Here is a 17,255-nt window from a genome sequence, read left to right as displayed (position 1 = left end):
TTGTCCGGGCGTTTTCGTTTATACTTGTATAGAATCCGATATTCGCATGCGAGAATAACGATAAGGAGAAGCTAACGATGGAAGAGAAGGAATTGCACTGCAAGGTGACGGTGCGCATCGTGGCCGATAAGAAAGCCTTCGGCCCCGGCGTGGCGGCCTTGCTGCGGGGCGTGCGGGATTGCCGTTCCTTACAAGGGGCGGCGCGGCAGATGGATATGTCCTATTCCAAGGCCTGGACGGTCATCCGCGAGGCCGAGCGCATCTGGGGATTTCCCCTGACGGAATGCCGCGTCGGCGGCAAGCGCGGCGGCGGGTCGGTCCTGACGGCTCAGGGCGAAGCGGTGCTACGGCGGTACGACGACATGGAGGAAGCGGTCAAAGCCGTGGCGGCAGAACAGTTCGACCGCTTTTTCAGCCGCGAAGAACTGGAAAAGATAAAAGCAGGCGAGGTGTAATATGAAGAAAATCAAGACAGAAGAAGCGATCGGTCACGTGCTGTGCCACGACATTACGCAGATCATACAGGGCGTGTCTAAGGGACCCGTATTCCGCAAGGGCCATATCATTCAGGAGGAGGATATTCCCGTGCTGCTGTCTGTCGGCAAGGAGCACGTATATATATGGGAGTGCGACGACTCGACGCTCCATGAAAACGACGCGGCGGCCATCCTGCGGGATATTTCCCTGGGCGCGAATATGCACGCTACGGAGGCGAAGGAAGGGAAAATCGAGCTCGTCGCCGACTGCGACGGCTTGCTTACGATTCGCCGGCAGGGCTTGCAGGCCGTCAATTTCCTGGGCGAGATGATGATCGCCTCGCGTCACGGCGGCTTTGCCGTCAAACAAGGCGACGTGCTGGCAGGGATGCGGGTCATTCCACTGGTCATTTCCAAGGCGAAGATGGAAGCGGCCAAGAAAGGGGCTGGAACGGAGCCGTTGTTTAACGTCTTGCCCTTTACGGCCCAGACGGCCGGCGTCGTCACGACGGGCAGCGAAGTGTTCAAGGGCCGCATTGCCGATACGTTTACGCCGGTCATCAAAGAAAAGCTGGCTGAGTACGGCATCGCCGTGACGCAGCACGTCACGCTGGCCGACGAGCCGGCGGCCATTACGGCGGCGATTCAGGATATGCTGGTCAAGGGAGTCGATATGGTGTTCTGCACAGGCGGCATGAGCGTTGACCCAGACGACCAGACGCCGCTGGCTATCAAGAACACGGGGGCGCGCATCGTGTCGTACGGCGCGCCGGTGCTGCCGGGGGCGATGTTTTTGCTGGCCTATACGGACGACGGCCGTCCCATTGCCGGCCTGCCGGGGTGCGTCATGTACAGCAAGCGGACGATTTTTGACCTGGTTCTGCCGTCGCTGGCGGCTGGCGTGGAAATCCAAGCCGATGAGCTGACGCGCCTCGGCGAAGGCGGCCTGTGCCTGAACTGCCCCGTATGTACCTTCCCGAACTGCGGCTTTGGGAAATAGGAGGAGCTATGGAACGTTTTACCCATATAGACGATAAGGGAAACGCCGTCATGGTCGACGTGAGCGGCAAGGCGGTTACGGCGCGGGCGGCGACGGCTGCCGGGCGCATCGTTATGAGCCGGGAATGCTACGAAGCGGTGACGGCCGGAGACATCGCCAAGGGAGACGTCCTCGGCACGGCCCGCGTGGCCGGCATCATGGGGGCGAAGCGGACGAGCGAGCTCATCCCGCTGTGCCACATACTGAATTTGAGCCAATGCGCCGTCGATTTCATCTTTCACGATGAGGAAGGGGCTATCGAATGCCGCTGCACCGTCAAATGCCAGGGGCAGACGGGTGTGGAAATGGAAGCCCTGACGGGCGCGTCGTTAGCCCTGCTCACGGTGTACGATATGTGCAAGGCCGTCGACAAGAGAATGGTGATTACGGATATTCATTTGCTGGAAAAAATCGGCGGCAAGAGCGGATATTTTTCTTTTGACGGACAGGATGACCTATGATAGATACATTAGGACGCCGTATCGATTACTTGCGCATTTCGATTACGGACCGCTGCAACATGCGCTGCCGCTACTGCATGCCCGACGGCATATCTGCCGTGGGGCACGGCGACGTCCTGCGCTATGAGGAAATCGTCGAAATCTGCCGGGCGGCGTTGCGCGTCGGGATTACGAAGTTCAAGGTCACAGGCGGCGAGCCCTTCGTCCGTAAAGGAGCGGTCGGTTTTATACGGGAGCTGCGGAGTCTGCCGGGCGTCGAGTCCGTGACGGTGACGACGAACGGCTGGCTGTTGCCGCAAGTGCTGCCGGAGCTGCGGCGCATCGGTATAGACGGCGTCAATATCAGCCTGGACAGCCTGGACAGGGCCCAGTACCGGGCCATTACGGGCGTCGACGTTCTGCCCGAGGTGATGCAGGCGGTACGGCAGTGCGCGGCGTCGGGCTTGCCGACGAAGATCAACGCCGTCCTGCTGGCTGATACGAAAGAGCAGCTTGCGCCTCTGGCCCGCCTGGCAGAAGAGCTGCCGGTAGACGTGCGGTTTATCGAGCTCATGCCGATCGGCTGCGGCGCATACCAGCAGTGTTGCAGCGCCGACGAGGCCTTGGCGGTCCTGCGAGGTATCTATCCCGATTTAGCGCCCCTGTCGGTTCGGCGGGGCAACGGCCCGGCGGCGTATTACGCCAGCCGCAGGCTGAAGGGATATATCGGGATGATCGCGGCCAATTCGCACGTTTTCTGCCGGCAGTGCAACCGCCTGCGGCTGACGAGCATGGGATTTTTAAAGCCCTGCCTCTGCTACGACGACGGCGTGGATTTACGGGCTGTCGTCCGCTCCGGCCAAGGGGAAGGCTTGCTGGCGCAGGCCATAGAGCAGGCCATACTCCGCAAGCCGGCCCGGCATTGCTTTGGACAGGGCCAGGCCGTGACGGAACGAAAGGCTATGAATGAAATTGGAGGCTAGTATGGGAATTGTAAGAGCTGTTTGTACGAGTCAGGCCAAGGGGACGCAGAAGCGGCCGGAGCCCTTCGTCCACTGTCGCGTCGATTGGGGGATTGAAGGCGACGCTCACGGCGGCCGCTGGCATCGTCAGGTAAGTTTATTGTCTCAGGAAAAAATAGAAGAATTCCGCCGGCGCGGCGCGCCCGTATCGTACGGCGATTTCGGCGAAAACATCGTCGCCGAGGGCATTGATTTTTCGTCGCTGCCTGTAGGCACGCTCTTTCGCTGCGGCGACGTCCTTCTGGAAATGACTCAAATCGGCAAGGAATGCCACAGCCACTGTGCTATTTACCAGGCCGTAGGCGACTGCATCATGCCCCGCGAGGGCGTCTTCGCCCGCGTGCTGGAAGGCGGCGTCATTCGTCCCGGCGACGAAATCGTCGTGGAACCGCGGCAGGGAAAGCGGCCCTATCAGGCGGCGGTGATTACCTTGTCCGATAAGGGAAGCCGCGGCGAGCGCAGGGACGAAAGCGGCCCTGTCGTCGCCGAAGCGCTGCGGCAGCGGGGCTACGACGTCGTAGAGGAGCTGCTGCTGCCCGACGGCATCGAGCCTCTTAAAGGGGAACTGATGCGGTTGGCCGACCAGCGGCAGCTGGATTTGATTTTGACGACAGGCGGCACGGGATTCGGGCCTCGCGACATGACGCCTGAAGGGACTCTCGCTGCAGCGACGCGGCGGGCTCCGGGCATCGCCGAGGCCATGCGGGCGGCGTCCCTGATCGTGACGAAGCGGGCCATGCTGTCCCGGGCCGTCAGCGTCATTCGCGGCAAGACCCTTATCGTCAATTTGCCCGGCAGCCCTAAGGCCTGCCGGGAATGTATGGACGTTTTTTTAGATACGATTCCTCATGGGCTGGATTTGCTCCGCGGCGACGGCGGAGAGTGTGCCCGATAATATGCGCAAGCAAGCGGAAAGGATGAAGACCGTATGAAGTGGAAGACTGCCTTAGGTATTATATCGCTATCGCTTCTTGTGAGTGTTGCCGTATTGGCTGGCTGCGGTGCTGAGAAACAGGGGGCGGCGGAGCAAGGGAAGACGAAGCTCACCGTCTTTGCGGCGGCTAGCATGACCGAAACGATGAACGAAATCGCCAAGGCGTATCAGCAGGAGCATCCCGATATAGAAATTGTCTATAATTTCGACTCGTCAGGGACGCTGAAGCCGCAGATTCAAAACGGCGCGGCCTGCGACCTATTCATTTCGGCAGCCCAGAAGCAGATGGACCAGCTCGACGCGTCGAAGGATGAAAGGGCTAATCCGGAGAAGCTGGATTTCGTGCTCCAGGGAACGCGGGTCGATTTGCTGGAAAACAAGGTCGTCCTGGCGACGCCGGAGGGAAATCCGAAGCAGATTACCAGCTTCGATGATATGGCGAGGAAGCTTAACGACGGCTCTATCCGCCTGGTCATGGGCAACAGCGACGTGCCCGTAGGCCAGTATACGCAGAAAATTTTGGCTTATTACGGACTGGATGAACAGGCTGTTGCCGAGCAGGGCCGTATTACGTACGGCTCGAACGTCAAAGAAGTCACGACGCAGGTCAAGGAAGGCAGCGCCGACTGCGGCGTCATTTACGGCACCGATGCCTACAGCGCCGGCTTGAAGCCCGTCGACGAAGCGACGAAGGATATGTGTGGACAAGTCGTCTATCCGGCGGCTGTGTTGAAGACCAGCGCCCATCCGGAGGCGGCTAAGGAGTTCCTGACTTATCTCCGGAGCGACAAGGCCATGGCTGTCTTTGAAAGCGTCGGCTTCAGCCGGGCAGGGTAAGTATGGACTGGTATCCTCTTTGGAACAGCCTGCGCATCGCCGCGATTTCGTCGGTCCTCGTCTTTTTCTGCGGTATCGCCGCCGCTTACTATGTGGCGAAAGCGCCGCGCCTCGTCAAGGGCGTCCTCGATGTCGTCCTGACGCTGCCCCTGGTCCTGCCGCCGACGGTATGCGGCTGGCTCCTGCTGCTGGTCTTCGGCCTGCGTCATCCCGTCGGCATGTTCCTCCATGACGTAGGCTTTCCCCTGGTCATGACCTGGTACGGCGGCGTCGCGGCTTCGGCTGTCGTCGCCTTTCCCCTCATGTATCGAACGGCCCGCGGGGCCTTCGAAAGCTTTGACGAGACACTGGCCTGGAGCGGGCAGACCCTGGGATTGTCCAATACGTATATTTTTTGGCGCATCCGCATGCCCTATTGCAAGCAGGGCATTTTGGCCGGCCTCGTCCTGGCCTTTGCCCGGGCGCTGGGGGAATACGGCGCGACGAGCATGCTTATCGGTTATATTCCCAAGAACACGGCGACGATTTCGACGACGGTCTATCAGCTGTGGCGGACGAACGACGAATACGGTGCGTTCGTCTGGGTTCTTGTCAACATCGCTATCAGCGCCGTTGTCCTGGTGACGGTCAGCCTGATGGAACGGAAACGCCGCCGAAGGGAGGTCTGGTCGTGATAGATGTGCAGTGTTATAAACGGCTCGGCCGGTTTTGTCTGGACGTGGAATTTCAGGCTCGCGGCGTACTGGGACTGCTGGGGCCGTCGGGAAGCGGCAAGAGCAAGACCTTGCAGTGCATCGCCGGCATTGAGCGTCCCGACCGGGGGCGTATTGCCGTCGGGAACCGCGTCTTTTTCGACGGGGCGAAGGGCGTGAATCTGCCGGTGCAGGAGCGGCGCGTCGGCTATTTGTTTCAGCATTACGCCTTATTCCCCAATATGACGGCGGCCGAAAATATCGCCTGCGGCGTCCGGCGGCACGTTGGCCGGGGCGAACGGCGGGCTATTATCGCGGCGGTGATGGAACGGCTCGGCTTGACAGGATTGGAATACCATAAGCCGTCCCAGCTATCGGGAGGCCAGCAGCAGCGCGTGGCCCTGGCCCGCATATTGGTCAACGAGCCGGATATCCTGCTGCTGGACGAGCCCTTCAGCGCCCTAGATGCCGGCCTGAAGGAACAGGTCATGGCGGAGCTGACCGACGTGCTGCGCCAATTCGACAAGGATGTCGTCGTCGTGACCCACAGCTATGAAGAAGCGTACCGTCTGTGCCGTACCATCGCCGTTCTCAGCGACGGGCGCATCGACGTCATCGGCGAGCGGGACGCCGTATTTTCCCAGCCCCAATCGAAAACGGCGGCGTCCCTCATGGGCTGCCGCAATATTGCGCCGGCCTGGAAAACGGGGCGGAGGACTGTCTTCGTGCCGTCGTGGAACTGCGAATTTACGGCGGCCTGCGACGTGAAGGACGAATTATGCGCCGTCGGCATCCGGGAGCGTTCGTTCAGCTCAGCCGTGCCCGTCAATTCGCGGGCCGTTTCGATTGCAGAAGAAACGAAGCTGCCCTTTGGCATCTTGACAGCCTTTCGTTACGACGGGCAGAGGCCCGACGAGCCGCCCCTTGTCTGGCTGGCCGCAGGAGGCGAAGGCGTGCGCGCCGATGCGTTAGGCGTGCGGCCTGAGGATATATTGCTGTTATACCGATAAGGAATATACGGAAAGGATAGGATATATGGACGACGTATTTCTGAGACTGGAAGCGGAACTCTGCGCCGGCCGGCCGGCGGCGCTGCTGACGGTGGTGGAAAGTCACGGCGCGACGCCCCGCGGTGCCGGCAGCCGCCAGCTCGTATTGGCTTCCGGCGATACGGTGGGGACGATTGGCGGCGGCATCGGCGAGTACAAGGCCTGCGAAGCGGCAAGACGGGCCTTGCAGGATGGCGTTTCCACGCTGCTGGCATATGATTTGAGCCCCGGCGCGGCGGCGGACATCGGAGCTGTGTGCGGCGGTACGTTTACCGTCTTTTGCCAGTACATCGGGCCTGATGCGGCGGCCTGTATCAGAGCTATCGCCGAATATGGCCGAAACCGCAGGCCCTATTTGCTCCTATGCGATATGACGGAGCCGAAGCGATGGGCCATGGCAGTCGCCGGGCCGGAGACGGTATACTGCGGCGATGAACAGCATAGGGCGGATTTACAGCGTTTTTTGCGGAAAAGTGGGAATGCATCGACCTATAAGCCGCAGTTACTATCCTATAGTGGGAAATTGCTGTATGCCGAGTCCTTTTTTCCAGCCAGCCGGGCCTTTATCTTCGGCGGCGGTCACGTAGCCTGCGCCCTGGTTCCCCTATTAGCCCGCGTCGGCTTTTCCTGCGTCGTCGTAGACGACCGGGAAGACTTTGCCAATGCCGAACGGTTTCCCGACGCCGAGTCCGTCGTCGTCGCCGACTTGGAGCATCTGCCGGATTTCCATATCGGAGAGGACGATTACGTCTGCATCATGACGAGGGGCCACGTAGGCGACTACGTCGTCGAGCGGCAGATACTGCCGCTGCGGCCTCAGTACATCGGGGTCATCGGCAGCCGAAATAAGCTGCATTTCGTGCGGGAAAAGCTGCTGGCCGACGGCTTTGCAGCAGAAGAAATAGATAACACGTACGGCCCCATCGGCCTTCCCATCTCTGCGGCGACGCCGGAGGAAATCGCCGTCAGCATTGCGGCGGAGCTCATCGCTGTCAGGGCGCGGCGGGAAGGTCGGGAAAAGGCCGACGCGAAGAAGTGGAGGGCCGCCGATGTGCCGCATATTCGCCTGCCGTAACGGGGCGGCTGAAGAGATGCCGTCGCTGCGGCAGGGATTGGCATATGGCTGTCCGTCCTTGGCGCAGAAGAAAAAGACCGTCGTCGCCTTTACCGGTTCAGGCGGCAAGACGACATGGATCTATCGGCTGGCTGAGGAGCTGCGCCGGCAGGGAAAACGAGTTGCCATAGCGACGACGACTCATATGTACGAGCCGCCGTCGGAAGTGCTGGCTGACGATGCCGCGACGGTGAAATCGCTGCTGGAAGGGCGAGGTTTCGCTGTCGTCGGCCGTCGGGACGGCCGGGGTAAGATTGGCTACGGCGGCGACGCGCTTTTTGCTGTATGCCGGGCCTTAGCCGATGTCGTCCTCGTCGAAGCCGACGGGTCGCGGCGGCAGCCGCTGAAATGCTTCGGTCCGCACGAGCCGGTCATCCCGCCGGATGCAGACTGCATCGTCCATGTGGCAGGATTATCTGCCTGGGGTCGTCCTCTGGACGAGGTCTGTTTCCGCTGGGAACGAAGCCGATGGGCTCGGCGGCAAGTCGTTACGGACGACGTATTCGCCGCCGTCGTCACTTCGTGTTTGGCAGCCTTGCGCCGAAATTGGAAGGTACCGGTTATACCTGTTTTCAATCAGGCCGATGGTGAAGCGGTTCGGCTGCGGGGACAGGATTTGCTGCGCCGCATGGCTGAGCCCATAGGGCTGATGACTTTTTTCGATATAGAGGAACGGGAGGACATACGGTGCACATCGCTTTGATTTACATGGCGTCGGGCTTCAGCCGGCGCTTTGGCGGCAATAAGCTGCTGGCTCCGCTGGCCGGCAAGCCCCTGTATCGCCATGGCTTTGACCATTTGCAGGATGCTGTGCGGCGTATCAGCGTCGCCTTGTCGTGCTCGTGCCGCCTATACGTCGTCAGCCAGTATGACGAAATTCTGTCGTGGTGCCGTGCTCATGGTGCGATTGTCGTGAAAAATACGGCCGCCGAAGAAGGTATGGCCGCGTCTGTCCGCCTGGGAGTGGAGGCGTCTGCTGCTGCCGATGCTTGGGCCTTTTTCGCCGCCGACCAGCCCTTCCTTTCCGGCGAGATCATAAGCGATTTCGTCAAGCAATACGCGCAGTCGGGATGCGGCATAGGCTGCGCCGTATCGGGCAGCCGCCGCGGCAGTCCGGCGATTTTTTCCCATGTTTATAAAGACGAGTTGCTGGCCCTGCAAGGCGATAGAGGCGGCAGGGCGATATTGGAGACATACGAGGACGACCTATGGCAGTTCGCCGTGCCGGAAGGCGAGCTTTGCGATATCGATACGAGAGATGATTGGGAAGCGGCGGAAAGATAGTTAGAAAGAAAGCGCTTGGATTAGAAAATCCAGCGCTTATTTTTATGGGTGAAATGATGGCAGTGAGGACTTGGTCGGCTATCCTTGTTTTTGGCAACGCTTTTTTGCAGCGTTTTTATATAGAGGGACATCACGTATGCTGGTGTGAAGAAACCTGGCAGGATTTTTGTAAAATACGAAATTTATATACAATATAAAGATGAAATAGTAGTAAAGCTTTTCTATATACGGTAAAGGTAGCTCTATTCATAAATGTCATACAAAAAATGAATATTGAATATATAAAATTAACTAAAACACCTGTTTTTAGAATATTTTCTAAATAAAACCACTAAAACTATAAAAATATAAAATAAAACACGAAAATAACCTTTACAAATTAAAATAAGGGAGTATAATAGAGAACGTAATCGGAGCAGGGGGTTATACGTATAACTCCGATTACGAAGATAGGGGAAAGAGGGGTATTATGACTAAAAAAATATTTAGAACGAAAAGTATTAACGAGTTCATCTCCGAAACCAAAATGGACGGCGGGATGAACAAGTTCCTCGGCACGTTCGGTTTGACCATGCTGGGGATCGGCGCCATCGTAGGGACGGGGATTTTCGTCCTGACAGGCGTAGCTGCGGCAAATTATTCTGGTCCTGCACTGGTTATTTCATTTATTATCGCCGCCTTGGCCTGCGGATGCGCCGCCTTATGTTACGCTGAATTTGCCGCAATGGTTCCCGTTGCCGGCAGCGCGTACACCTATGGATATGTAGCGTTAGGGGAATTTTGGGCCTGGGTCATCGGCTGGGATTTGATTTTGGAATATGCCTTCGCCGTATCGACCGTCGCCATCGGCTGGTCCGGGTATTTTAACAACATTCTCATGAATTTGGGAATTACCTTGCCGGCGGCGCTGACCATGGCTCCCCATGACGGCGGCATCGTCAACTTGCCAGCTGTTCTCATCTTAGCTGTCGTCGCCTTTGTCAACATCCGCGGCGTCAAGCAGAGTTCCTTCGTCAACAACGTCATCGTTGCCATTAAGCTGGCTGTCGTCGCATTGTTCCTCGCGCTGGGCTTCAGCCATGTCGACGCCTCGAATTGGGTTCCGTTCATGCCCTTCGGCTGGTCGGGCGTATTCGCCGGCGCATCGATTATCTTCTTTGCTTACATCGGCTTTGACGCTGTTTCCACGGCGGCAGAAGAAGTAAAAGACCCCCAGAAATCGCTGCCTCGCGGTATTATCTTATCCTTGATTATCTGCACGATTTTGTACATCGCCGTTTCCGCCGTACTGACCGGCATGGTTCCCTTTATGCAGTTCCAGACGACGGCGGCTCCCGTTGCCTTCGCCTTGCAGGCTGTCGGCTATCACTGGGGCGCTGCGGCCGTATCGGTCGGCGCTATCTGCGGCCTTACGTCCGTACTGCTGGTCATGAGCTTTGGTCAGAGCCGCGTACTGTTCGTCATGTCCCGCGACGGCTTGCTGCCGAAATTCTTCGGCCACGTTCATTCGAAGTATAAAACTCCGGCCAGAAGCTCCGCTCTCGTCGGCGTCATTACGGCTATTACAGCAGGTTTCCTGCCCATCAACGCCGTAGCAGAAATGACCAACATCGGCACGCTCTGCGCCTTCATCATCGTTTCGGCTGCCGTCATCATCCTGCGGAAGAAGAACCCCAATCAGCAGCGCGCTTTCAAATGCCCGCTCGTGCCGCTCGTACCGGCTTTGGCTATCGTCTTCTGCGGCATCCTGATTTACATGCTGCCGCTCGTTACGCAGATCCGCTTCGTCGTTTGGCTCCTCATCGGCCTGGCTATCTATTTCGGCTATGGCTACAGCCACAGCATCATTTCCAAGACGAGACGAAGCGCCGTTCCTGCCGGCTCTGCCGCCAATATAAATCCGGTTGCGCAGCCGACGAAGGGGCATTAAGTTACAGTAGCCAGCCTTTTTCTGATAATGATATACTGACATGCATACGCTGAACCCCGCCTGCTGTTTATAGCAAGCGGGGTTCAGTCATATTATGGGAAGCACAAGAATACGAATTTTTATAGAAATTCGAATACAGTGGCTTTACGTAAGCTCGTATATGTTCGGTGTTGTTACGATCTTGAGCGATGAAACCGTGAGGACAGGGGCTTTGAGTTCTGCGCTACGATGAGAATAATGCCGGCCAGTATCAGAACCATGCCGGCGGCAGTGCTGACGTACAGCCTTTCGCCCAGGAAGAGGATGCCGCAGACGACGCCGACGACGGGGACGGCCAGGACGGCAATAGAGGCCTTGCTGGCTTCCATGCAGGTGAGAACGTAGTTCCAGAGGAAGAAGGCCAGTGCGGAGGCCAGGATGCCGTTGTAGGCCAGACAGGCGACGGCCATGGGCGTCCAGTGTACCTGGCCTGTTTCCATGCAGCTGGTATACAGGAATAAGATGATGGAGCCGATTGTCATCTGCCAGGCCGTGTACTGAATCATATTGCAGTCCTTGCTTTTCAGCTTGCTGTTTTGATACTTGATGACGACGTTTGCTACGGCCCAGGAAATGGCGCCGCCGATAGTGATGAACAGGCTGGAGGCGTTGCCGAGGGAGTCGATGTGCATGAGGATAACCAGGCCGATCATGCTGACGACGACGCCTAAGGCCTTGCGCTTCGTCAGCTTTTCATTTAAAAAGAAATGGGCCAGGATGGCGACCCACACGGGCATGCTGTAATTCAGGACGGCGACGAGGCCGGCGTCCAGGTCTTTAATGCCCATCTGCATGGCCGCGTTGTTGCCGGCGATCTGCAGCAGTCCCGTCAGGGCGATCCATTTCCAGTACCGCCGCGGCGGAAGGGGCAGCTTCAGCCAGGCGTTGACTGCCAGCAGGATGGCCGCGCCGACAGCGAAGCGGTAGCAGGCAAAGAGGACCGGAGGGAAAAAGAGCGTCGCCTCCTTCATGGCGACCCAGTTAAATCCCCAAATGGCGTATATGAGCAGCAGCGCTTTGATCATGATATCTTCTCCCTTTAGTATAGTGCGTTATGGTTTTTATTATATAGGACGGCTAGGGGAATGCAAGGGATTTCGTCAGAAAAACGGCTTGGCAAAATATGGTATAATAGGGTCATCGTACAGATGGAAAGGAAGAATACATATGAAATGCATGGTACTGCTGAGCGGCGGCGTCGATTCGACGACCTGCCTGGCTATGGCTGTGGAACGATACGGCGCCGGCGAGGTAATGGCCCTGACGGCCTATTACGGGCAAAAGCACGCGAAGGAAATACAGGCGGCCCGCCAGGTAGCCGCCCATTACGGCGTGGCTCATAAAGAAACGAATTTATCCCAGGCCTTCGCCCTGAGCGACAGCTCCCTGCTGCAGGGAAGGGGCAGGGAAATCCGCCATGAATCCTATGCGGAGCAGCTGAAGGAATTAGGCGGCGAAGGGACCGTTGATACGTACGTGCCCTTCCGCAACGGCTTATTTTTATCCTATGCCGCGGCAATTGCCGTCAGCGTCGGCGCTGAAGTAATTTATTACGGTGCCCACGCCGACGACGCGGCGGGACGGGCTTATCCGGATTGTACGCCCGAATTTGAACAGGCCATGGCGACGGCTATTTACGAAGGCTCGGGCCGCACGTGCCGCCTGGAAGCGCCGCTGCTGTCGTGGAACAAGGCCGGCGTCGTCAAGGAAGGGCTGCGGCTGGGTGCTCCGTACGAACTGACCTGGAGCTGCTATGAAGGCGGCGACAGGCCCTGCGGCGTCTGCGCGACCTGCATCGACCGGGCCAAGGCCTTTGCCGCCAACGGCGCAGTAGATCCGGCGCTGACGGCGCGATAGATTTCCGACTGTAAAGGAGTAAGGATACCGATGAGATATGGGACGAAACAACGCCTGACCGCGCTGGTGCTGACGGCGCTGCTGGCTTTCGGCACGGCCCAGGCCCAGGAGCCCGTTTCGGAACGGGACGACTTTTACTTAGCCGTCAACGGGCCGACGCTGGCGGAAAAGAAGATTGAGCCGACCGAGCCATCCTGGTCCTGGTTTAAGGAACAATCGCTGAAAAATACGAAAATTTTAGAACAGGAGCTGCATGAAATCGCTGCCAAGGAAGGCTCGTACGCGAAGGGGACGCCGGAGCAGAAAATCGCCGATTTATATCGCTGTGCTGTCGACATGGAACGGCGCGACGCGACGGCGCGGCAGCATTTGCAGGACGTCTTGGCTCCCGTGCGGCAGGCTGGAACGACGGATGAACTGACCCAGGCCCTGCTCCAGGTAAGGGAATCGTCCGGCGCGTCCGTATTCGTCGATTATACGGCGGACCGCATGCCCGATTCGCTGCGCTACGCCACCCGCATCGTGCCGGCGGAGACGATTTTGAGCAAATACGAGCTGGAAAAGGAGCCCCAGCCTGGCGCATGGCAGGCCTATAAGAAGTATATTGCCGACGTGCTGGCCGAGGCGGGCAGTCCGCCAGAGGAAGCGGCCCGGCAGGCCGAAGCTATTTTTGACCTGGAACAGAGTTGGGCACCGGTCATGCTGAGCAGCGAAGAACGCAATGACTTTGCCGTGTTGAATACGATGTATACGCGGAACGAGATCGAAGCCTTCATGCCCCATATGGACGGCCGCCGCCTGCTGTCGTCGTGGAAGCTGACAAAGGAGAAGAAGCTGTTTCTGGCTGACGCAGCCTATCTCCAGAAACTAGACGAAGCCTACGTCCAGGACAATCTGCCCCTGCTGAAGAGCTACGCCGTGTTCCGCATCATGGACGGTTTCGCTCCTTACGCCGACAGGCGCCTTCGCGATTTGCAGCGGGCCTATACGCAGTACCGCTTCGGCATCACAAAGAGCCGCAGCGACGAAGAGACGGCGAGCCGCATGGTTCAGGGCCTTCTTCCCTATGAATTTGGCCAAATCTACATGAAGGACCATTGTTCGCCTGACGCCGTGCGGGACGTGACGGCGATGATCGACGAGATCCGCGGCGTATATCGGGAACGCTTGCTGAAAAACGATTGGCTCGGCGAGGATACGAAGAAGGAAGCCGTAGGCAAGCTCGACGCCCTGCGCGTGTTTGTCGGCGGCCCGGCGGCGGACGACAAGCCGATCATTGAGGATATGCCCGATGTCATAGCCGAAGCCGACGGCGGCGACTTGCTGCGCAATATCATGCACAACGCCGTGCTGGTACAGGCTCAGGTACATCGGCTTATTGGGACTGATTTTGACCCGGATAAATGGTACGCTTTCCAGCCGCAGGACGTCAACGCCGCGTATATTCCGGCGAACAACAGCATTACGATTCCTGCCGGCATCTTGAATCCGCCCTTCTACAGCCCCGACGCCTCGTACGGCGCGAACCTCGGCGGCATCGGCGTGGTCATCGGCCATGAAATTTCCCATGCCTTCGATCCTAACGGCAGCCAGTACGACAAGGACGGCAATATGAAGAACTGGTGGACTGCCGGCGATTATGCGAGGTTCCGGCAAAAAGCCGCGGCCTTCGCCCCTTATTACAGCCGCTATAAAGTAGGTGAGGGACTGTATGAAAATGGGGCTCTCGTCGCCAACGAAGCCATTGCCGACTGCGGCGGCTTGTCCGTCGCGACGGAAATCGCCGGCTGCGACGAAGAAACGTTGCGCGATTTGTACCGCAATTTCGCCGCTATTTTTGCCAGCAAAATGACGCCGCAGCTGCTCCTGCAGAGCGTGCAGACCGACCCGCATCCCATCATGCAGGCCCGGGTCAACGGCGCGCTTTCGGCGACGGATTCCTTCTACGAGGCCTATGACGTAGAGAACGGCGACGGCATGTACGTCGCGCCGGAACAGCGGGTAAAGCTTTGGTAATATGTTTGTAATACTTGCATAGAATCTATAGTTTTTGGAGATAATGCCCTATTTAGGACTTGCAATATTGAAAGGGATACGGTACAATCAAGGACGAACAGTGCTCGAGCAACGTCGAGCACTGTATATATTGCCCACATGGGACAAAAAACGTACCAGTTGGAACAGTATTGCTACGGATACAGAAAAAGGGGGGTAAAACATTGGAAAAATATGTTGCGCTCATTGCCCATGATGCAAAGAAGCAGGACATGGTAGAATTGGCCTGTCAGTTTAAGCACGTATTGCAGAAGTTCCCTTTGGTTGGAACAGGGGAAACGGGGAAGCGTATTGAAGACGCGACGGGATTATCCGTCCGAAAAATGCAGCCCGGACCGCTGGGAGGAGACCAGCAGATCGGCGGCATGATCGCGTCGGGCGAAGTCGTCGCTGTCGTGTTCCTGCGGGACCCGCTGACGGCGCAGCCTCACGAGCCGGACGTATCGGCCTTCCTTCGCCTGTGCGACGTGCACTGCATTCCGCTGGCGACGAATGTGACCAGCGCCCGTATTTTATTGACTTCGTTAGATACATCATTAGATTTGTTTCAGTCATAGAGTTGGTATTGTATAAAGGAGATTACGCATGTTGAAAAAAACGAAAATTGTCTGCACGCTCGGCCCGAGCTCGAATTCCCAGGAAGTCGTCGAACAGATGATTCTGGCTGGCATGAACGTTGCCCGCTTTAATTTTTCCCACGGTTCTCACGAAGAACACAAGGCGCGCATGGACATGGTCCGCGCCGCTTCTAAAAAGGTAGGCATTCCCGTAGCCCTGCTTCTCGATACGAAGGGCCCGGAAATCCGCCTCGGCAAGTTTAAAAACGGCTCCATCCAAATGGAAGAAGGCAAGGAATTTACCTTGACGGCCCGCGACGTCGAAGGCGACGAAACGATCGTTTCCGTAAATTATAAAGAACTGCCCCAGGACGTAAAGGCCGGCGACCATATCCTCTTGTCCGACGGACTGGTAAACTTGGAAGTCATCAGCGTCGAAGACCAGGATATCCATACGAAAATCCTCAACAGCGGCAAGATGAGCGACCGCAAGCGCGTCGCTGTGCCGGGCATCGCCATCAACCTGCCGGCCGTTTCGGAAACGGACGCTGCAGACATTGAATTCGGCATCCGCATGAATATGGACTGGATTGCCGCTTCCTTTATTCAGCGCGGTAAGGACGTCGTGACGATTCGCAAGATTTTGGAAAAGCACAACAGCCAGATGAAGATTATTTCCAAGATCGAATGTCAGGCTGCCGTCAACAATATTGATGAAATCATTAAGATGAGCGACGGCATCATGGTTGCCCGCGGCGATTTGGGCGTCGAAGTGCCGGCAGAAGAAGTACCGACGCTGCAGAAGATGCTCATTCACAAATGTCAGGCCGCAGGCAAGCCGGTCATTACGGCGACGCAGATGCTGGAATCCATGTGCAGCAATCCCCGCCCGACCCGTGCGGAAACGAGCGACGTCGCCAACGCCATTCTCGACGGCACGGACGCCGTTATGCTCAGCGGCGAAACGGCCAGCGGCATGTATCCTGTCGAAGCCGTAGAAACGATGGCCCGCGTAGCTATGTTTACGGAAAGCCAGTTCACGCCGCCGTCCCACCAGGACGAACACGCTTCGTCGTCTACGACGACGGAATCCATCGGCAAGGCCGTCGTAAAAATTGCTGAAGACCTCCACGCCGCAGCTATTATCGCGTCGACGGAACGAGGCAGCACAGCCCAGACGATTTCCAAATTCCGTCCGGAATGTCCCGTCGTCGCCGTATCCCCTCATGAAAGCGTCGTCCGCCGCCTCCAGCTGAACTGGGGCGTCCAGGCTATCGTCGGCAAGGAAGCCAGCGATACGGATGAAGTCGTCGACAACGGCATCTTTGCCGCTCTCGACAGCGGCCTCATCAAGGCCGGCGACCTCGTCGTCCTCACGGCCGGCGTTCCCGTTGCCAAGTCCGGCTCGACGAATATGATTCGCGTACAGGTCGTAGGCGATATCCTCATCCGCGGCACGGGCATCGGCCGCAATTCGGCTATCGGCAAGGTCTGCATCGCCAACGATACGGAATCGCTGGAAAAGAACTTTACGCCGGGCTGCATCCTCGTCGTCCGTTCGGCTAAAGCAGAATGGGTAGAATACATGAAGAAAGCCGGCGCTATCGTATCGGAAGAAGTCGGCCTTACGAGCGAATCGGCCATCGTTGCCATTACCCTCGGCATCCCGACGATCGTCGGAGCTCCCCATGCTGCCGATGCGCTGGAAAACGGCGAAGTCGTCACGGTAGATGCCAGCCGCGGCACGATTTTCCGCGGCGAAGCCAACGCGCGGTAATCTCCTCTTCGCCTTTCAGAGACATAGCGTAGACAATATCATAGGTATATTATAAACGCCATAGCGGCATTGGTTTCGGCCAAGCCCTATGGCGTTTTTGTCGTATATAGTGTGTGAAATAAAATAAGCCCGTCCCTTCGGCAGAGCAGATCT

The 17,255-nt window shown here is 57.6% G+C and carries 17 protein-coding genes; 16 read left to right on the top strand and 1 reads right to left on the bottom strand.

Annotated elements, in window-relative coordinates:
• The first annotated feature begins 77 nt into the window (after positions 1-77).
• The 12 genes from E0L13_RS02835 to E0L13_RS02780 all read left to right on the top strand — a co-directional run bounded on the left by E0L13_RS02835 (position 78) and on the right by E0L13_RS02780 (position 10,817).
• The gene (locus E0L13_RS02835; RefSeq protein WP_168060149.1) at positions 78-455 is read left to right on the top strand and encodes a LysR family transcriptional regulator; all 378 of its coding nucleotides are present in this window, start codon (positions 78-80) and stop codon (positions 453-455) included.
• A gap of 1 nt (position 456) precedes the next feature.
• Positions 457-1,476 (top strand): molybdopterin-binding protein, encoded by a 1,020-nt coding sequence (locus E0L13_RS02830; protein ID WP_168060147.1) that lies wholly within the window; start codon positions 457-459, stop codon positions 1,474-1,476.
• Positions 1,477-1,484: 8 nt separating this feature from the next.
• Positions 1,485-1,976, top strand: a complete 492-nt coding sequence (gene moaC / locus E0L13_RS02825) for a cyclic pyranopterin monophosphate synthase MoaC (RefSeq protein WP_168060145.1) — start codon at positions 1,485-1,487, stop codon at positions 1,974-1,976.
• Complete coding sequence (gene moaA, locus E0L13_RS02820; RefSeq protein ID WP_168060143.1) at positions 1,973-2,938, top strand: GTP 3',8-cyclase MoaA; 966 nt, start codon at positions 1,973-1,975, stop codon at positions 2,936-2,938. The genes moaC and moaA overlap by 4 nt, the downstream gene beginning before the upstream one ends.
• Position 2,939: 1 nt before the next feature.
• Positions 2,940-3,872 carry an MOSC domain-containing protein gene (locus E0L13_RS02815; RefSeq protein ID WP_168060141.1) on the top strand — a complete coding sequence of 311 codons (933 nt, stop codon included), beginning with the start codon at positions 2,940-2,942 and terminating at the stop codon, positions 3,870-3,872.
• Positions 3,873-3,905: 33 nt separating this feature from the next.
• Positions 3,906-4,748 carry a molybdate ABC transporter substrate-binding protein gene (modA, locus tag E0L13_RS02810; protein WP_168060139.1) on the top strand — a complete coding sequence of 281 codons (843 nt, stop codon included), beginning with the start codon at positions 3,906-3,908 and terminating at the stop codon, positions 4,746-4,748.
• A gap of 2 nt (positions 4,749-4,750) precedes the next feature.
• On the top strand, positions 4,751-5,422 hold the full coding sequence (modB, locus tag E0L13_RS02805; RefSeq protein ID WP_168060137.1) for a molybdate ABC transporter permease subunit: 672 nt from the start codon (positions 4,751-4,753) through the stop codon (positions 5,420-5,422).
• Entirely contained in the window at positions 5,419-6,450 is a 1,032-nt protein-coding gene (locus E0L13_RS02800; protein ID WP_168060135.1) for an ATP-binding cassette domain-containing protein, read from the top strand. The genes modB and E0L13_RS02800 overlap by 4 nt, the downstream gene beginning before the upstream one ends.
• A 25-nt stretch (positions 6,451-6,475) precedes the next feature.
• Positions 6,476-7,564, top strand: coding sequence for an XdhC/CoxI family protein (locus E0L13_RS02795; protein WP_168060133.1), 1,089 nt, complete (start codon positions 6,476-6,478; stop codon positions 7,562-7,564).
• Entirely contained in the window at positions 7,539-8,306 is a 768-nt protein-coding gene (yqeC, locus tag E0L13_RS02790; RefSeq protein WP_168060131.1) for a selenium cofactor biosynthesis protein YqeC, read from the top strand. Before E0L13_RS02795 ends, yqeC begins: the two co-directional genes overlap by 26 nt.
• Entirely contained in the window at positions 8,291-8,887 is a 597-nt protein-coding gene (locus E0L13_RS02785) for a nucleotidyltransferase family protein (protein ID WP_168060129.1), read from the top strand. The genes yqeC and E0L13_RS02785 overlap by 16 nt, the downstream gene beginning before the upstream one ends.
• 469 nt (positions 8,888-9,356) lie before the next feature.
• A complete protein-coding gene (locus tag E0L13_RS02780) occupies positions 9,357-10,817 on the top strand; it encodes an amino acid permease (RefSeq protein ID WP_168060127.1) in 1,461 nt (486 codons plus the stop codon).
• A 173-nt stretch (positions 10,818-10,990) separates the two neighbouring features.
• On the opposite strand, the gene E0L13_RS02775 is transcribed toward E0L13_RS02780, so the two are convergent.
• Positions 10,991-11,881, bottom strand: coding sequence for an EamA family transporter (locus E0L13_RS02775; protein WP_168060125.1), 891 nt, complete (start codon positions 11,879-11,881; stop codon positions 10,991-10,993).
• Positions 11,882-12,023: 142 nt separating this feature from the next.
• Between E0L13_RS02775 and queC the strand changes: the two genes are divergently transcribed.
• The 4 genes from queC to pyk all read left to right on the top strand — a co-directional run bounded on the left by queC (position 12,024) and on the right by pyk (position 17,102).
• Complete coding sequence (queC, locus tag E0L13_RS02770) at positions 12,024-12,713, top strand: 7-cyano-7-deazaguanine synthase QueC (RefSeq protein ID WP_168060123.1); 690 nt, start codon at positions 12,024-12,026, stop codon at positions 12,711-12,713.
• Between the two features lie 30 nt (positions 12,714-12,743).
• Positions 12,744-14,729, top strand: coding sequence for a M13 family metallopeptidase (locus tag E0L13_RS02765; RefSeq protein WP_168060121.1), 1,986 nt, complete (start codon positions 12,744-12,746; stop codon positions 14,727-14,729).
• Between the two features lie 203 nt (positions 14,730-14,932).
• The gene (gene mgsA / locus E0L13_RS02760) at positions 14,933-15,325 is read left to right on the top strand and encodes a methylglyoxal synthase (protein WP_240924640.1); all 393 of its coding nucleotides are present in this window, start codon (positions 14,933-14,935) and stop codon (positions 15,323-15,325) included.
• A 28-nt stretch (positions 15,326-15,353) separates the two neighbouring features.
• Positions 15,354-17,102: a pyruvate kinase gene (gene pyk / locus E0L13_RS02755; RefSeq protein WP_168060119.1), complete on the top strand. Its 1,749-nt coding sequence runs from the start codon at positions 15,354-15,356 to the stop codon at positions 17,100-17,102.
• The last annotated feature ends 153 nt before the right edge of the window (positions 17,103-17,255 follow it).

The sequence above is a fragment of the Megasphaera sp. SW808 genome (genome assembly GCF_012027795.1).
Taxonomy (GTDB): Bacteria; Bacillota; Negativicutes; order Veillonellales; family Megasphaeraceae; genus Megasphaera; species Megasphaera stantonii.
This window is presented reverse-complemented; position numbering and strand designations above follow the sequence as displayed.

Excerpts from the sequence above, each read along its gene's own strand:
- moaC (WP_168060145.1), top strand. The coding sequence starts at position 1,485 with ATGGAACGTTTTACCCATATAGACGATAAGGGAAACGCCGTCATGGTC.
- E0L13_RS02775 (WP_168060125.1), bottom strand. The coding sequence starts at position 11,881 with ATGATCAAAGCGCTGCTGCTCATATACGCCATTTGGGGATTTAACTGG.
- moaA (WP_168060143.1), top strand. The coding sequence starts at position 1,973 with ATGATAGATACATTAGGACGCCGTATCGATTACTTGCGCATTTCGATT.
- E0L13_RS02765 (WP_168060121.1), top strand. The coding sequence starts at position 12,744 with ATGAGATATGGGACGAAACAACGCCTGACCGCGCTGGTGCTGACGGCG.
- E0L13_RS02835 (WP_168060149.1), top strand. The coding sequence starts at position 78 with ATGGAAGAGAAGGAATTGCACTGCAAGGTGACGGTGCGCATCGTGGCC.
- modB (WP_168060137.1), top strand. The coding sequence starts at position 4,751 with ATGGACTGGTATCCTCTTTGGAACAGCCTGCGCATCGCCGCGATTTCG.
- E0L13_RS02780 (WP_168060127.1), top strand. The coding sequence starts at position 9,357 with ATGACTAAAAAAATATTTAGAACGAAAAGTATTAACGAGTTCATCTCC.
- pyk (WP_168060119.1), top strand. The coding sequence starts at position 15,354 with ATGTTGAAAAAAACGAAAATTGTCTGCACGCTCGGCCCGAGCTCGAAT.
- queC (WP_168060123.1), top strand. The coding sequence starts at position 12,024 with ATGAAATGCATGGTACTGCTGAGCGGCGGCGTCGATTCGACGACCTGC.
- E0L13_RS02795 (WP_168060133.1), top strand. The coding sequence starts at position 6,476 with ATGGACGACGTATTTCTGAGACTGGAAGCGGAACTCTGCGCCGGCCGG.
- yqeC (WP_168060131.1), top strand. The coding sequence starts at position 7,539 with ATGTGCCGCATATTCGCCTGCCGTAACGGGGCGGCTGAAGAGATGCCG.
- modA (WP_168060139.1), top strand. The coding sequence starts at position 3,906 with ATGAAGTGGAAGACTGCCTTAGGTATTATATCGCTATCGCTTCTTGTG.
- E0L13_RS02830 (WP_168060147.1), top strand. The coding sequence starts at position 457 with ATGAAGAAAATCAAGACAGAAGAAGCGATCGGTCACGTGCTGTGCCAC.
- E0L13_RS02815 (WP_168060141.1), top strand. The coding sequence starts at position 2,940 with ATGGGAATTGTAAGAGCTGTTTGTACGAGTCAGGCCAAGGGGACGCAG.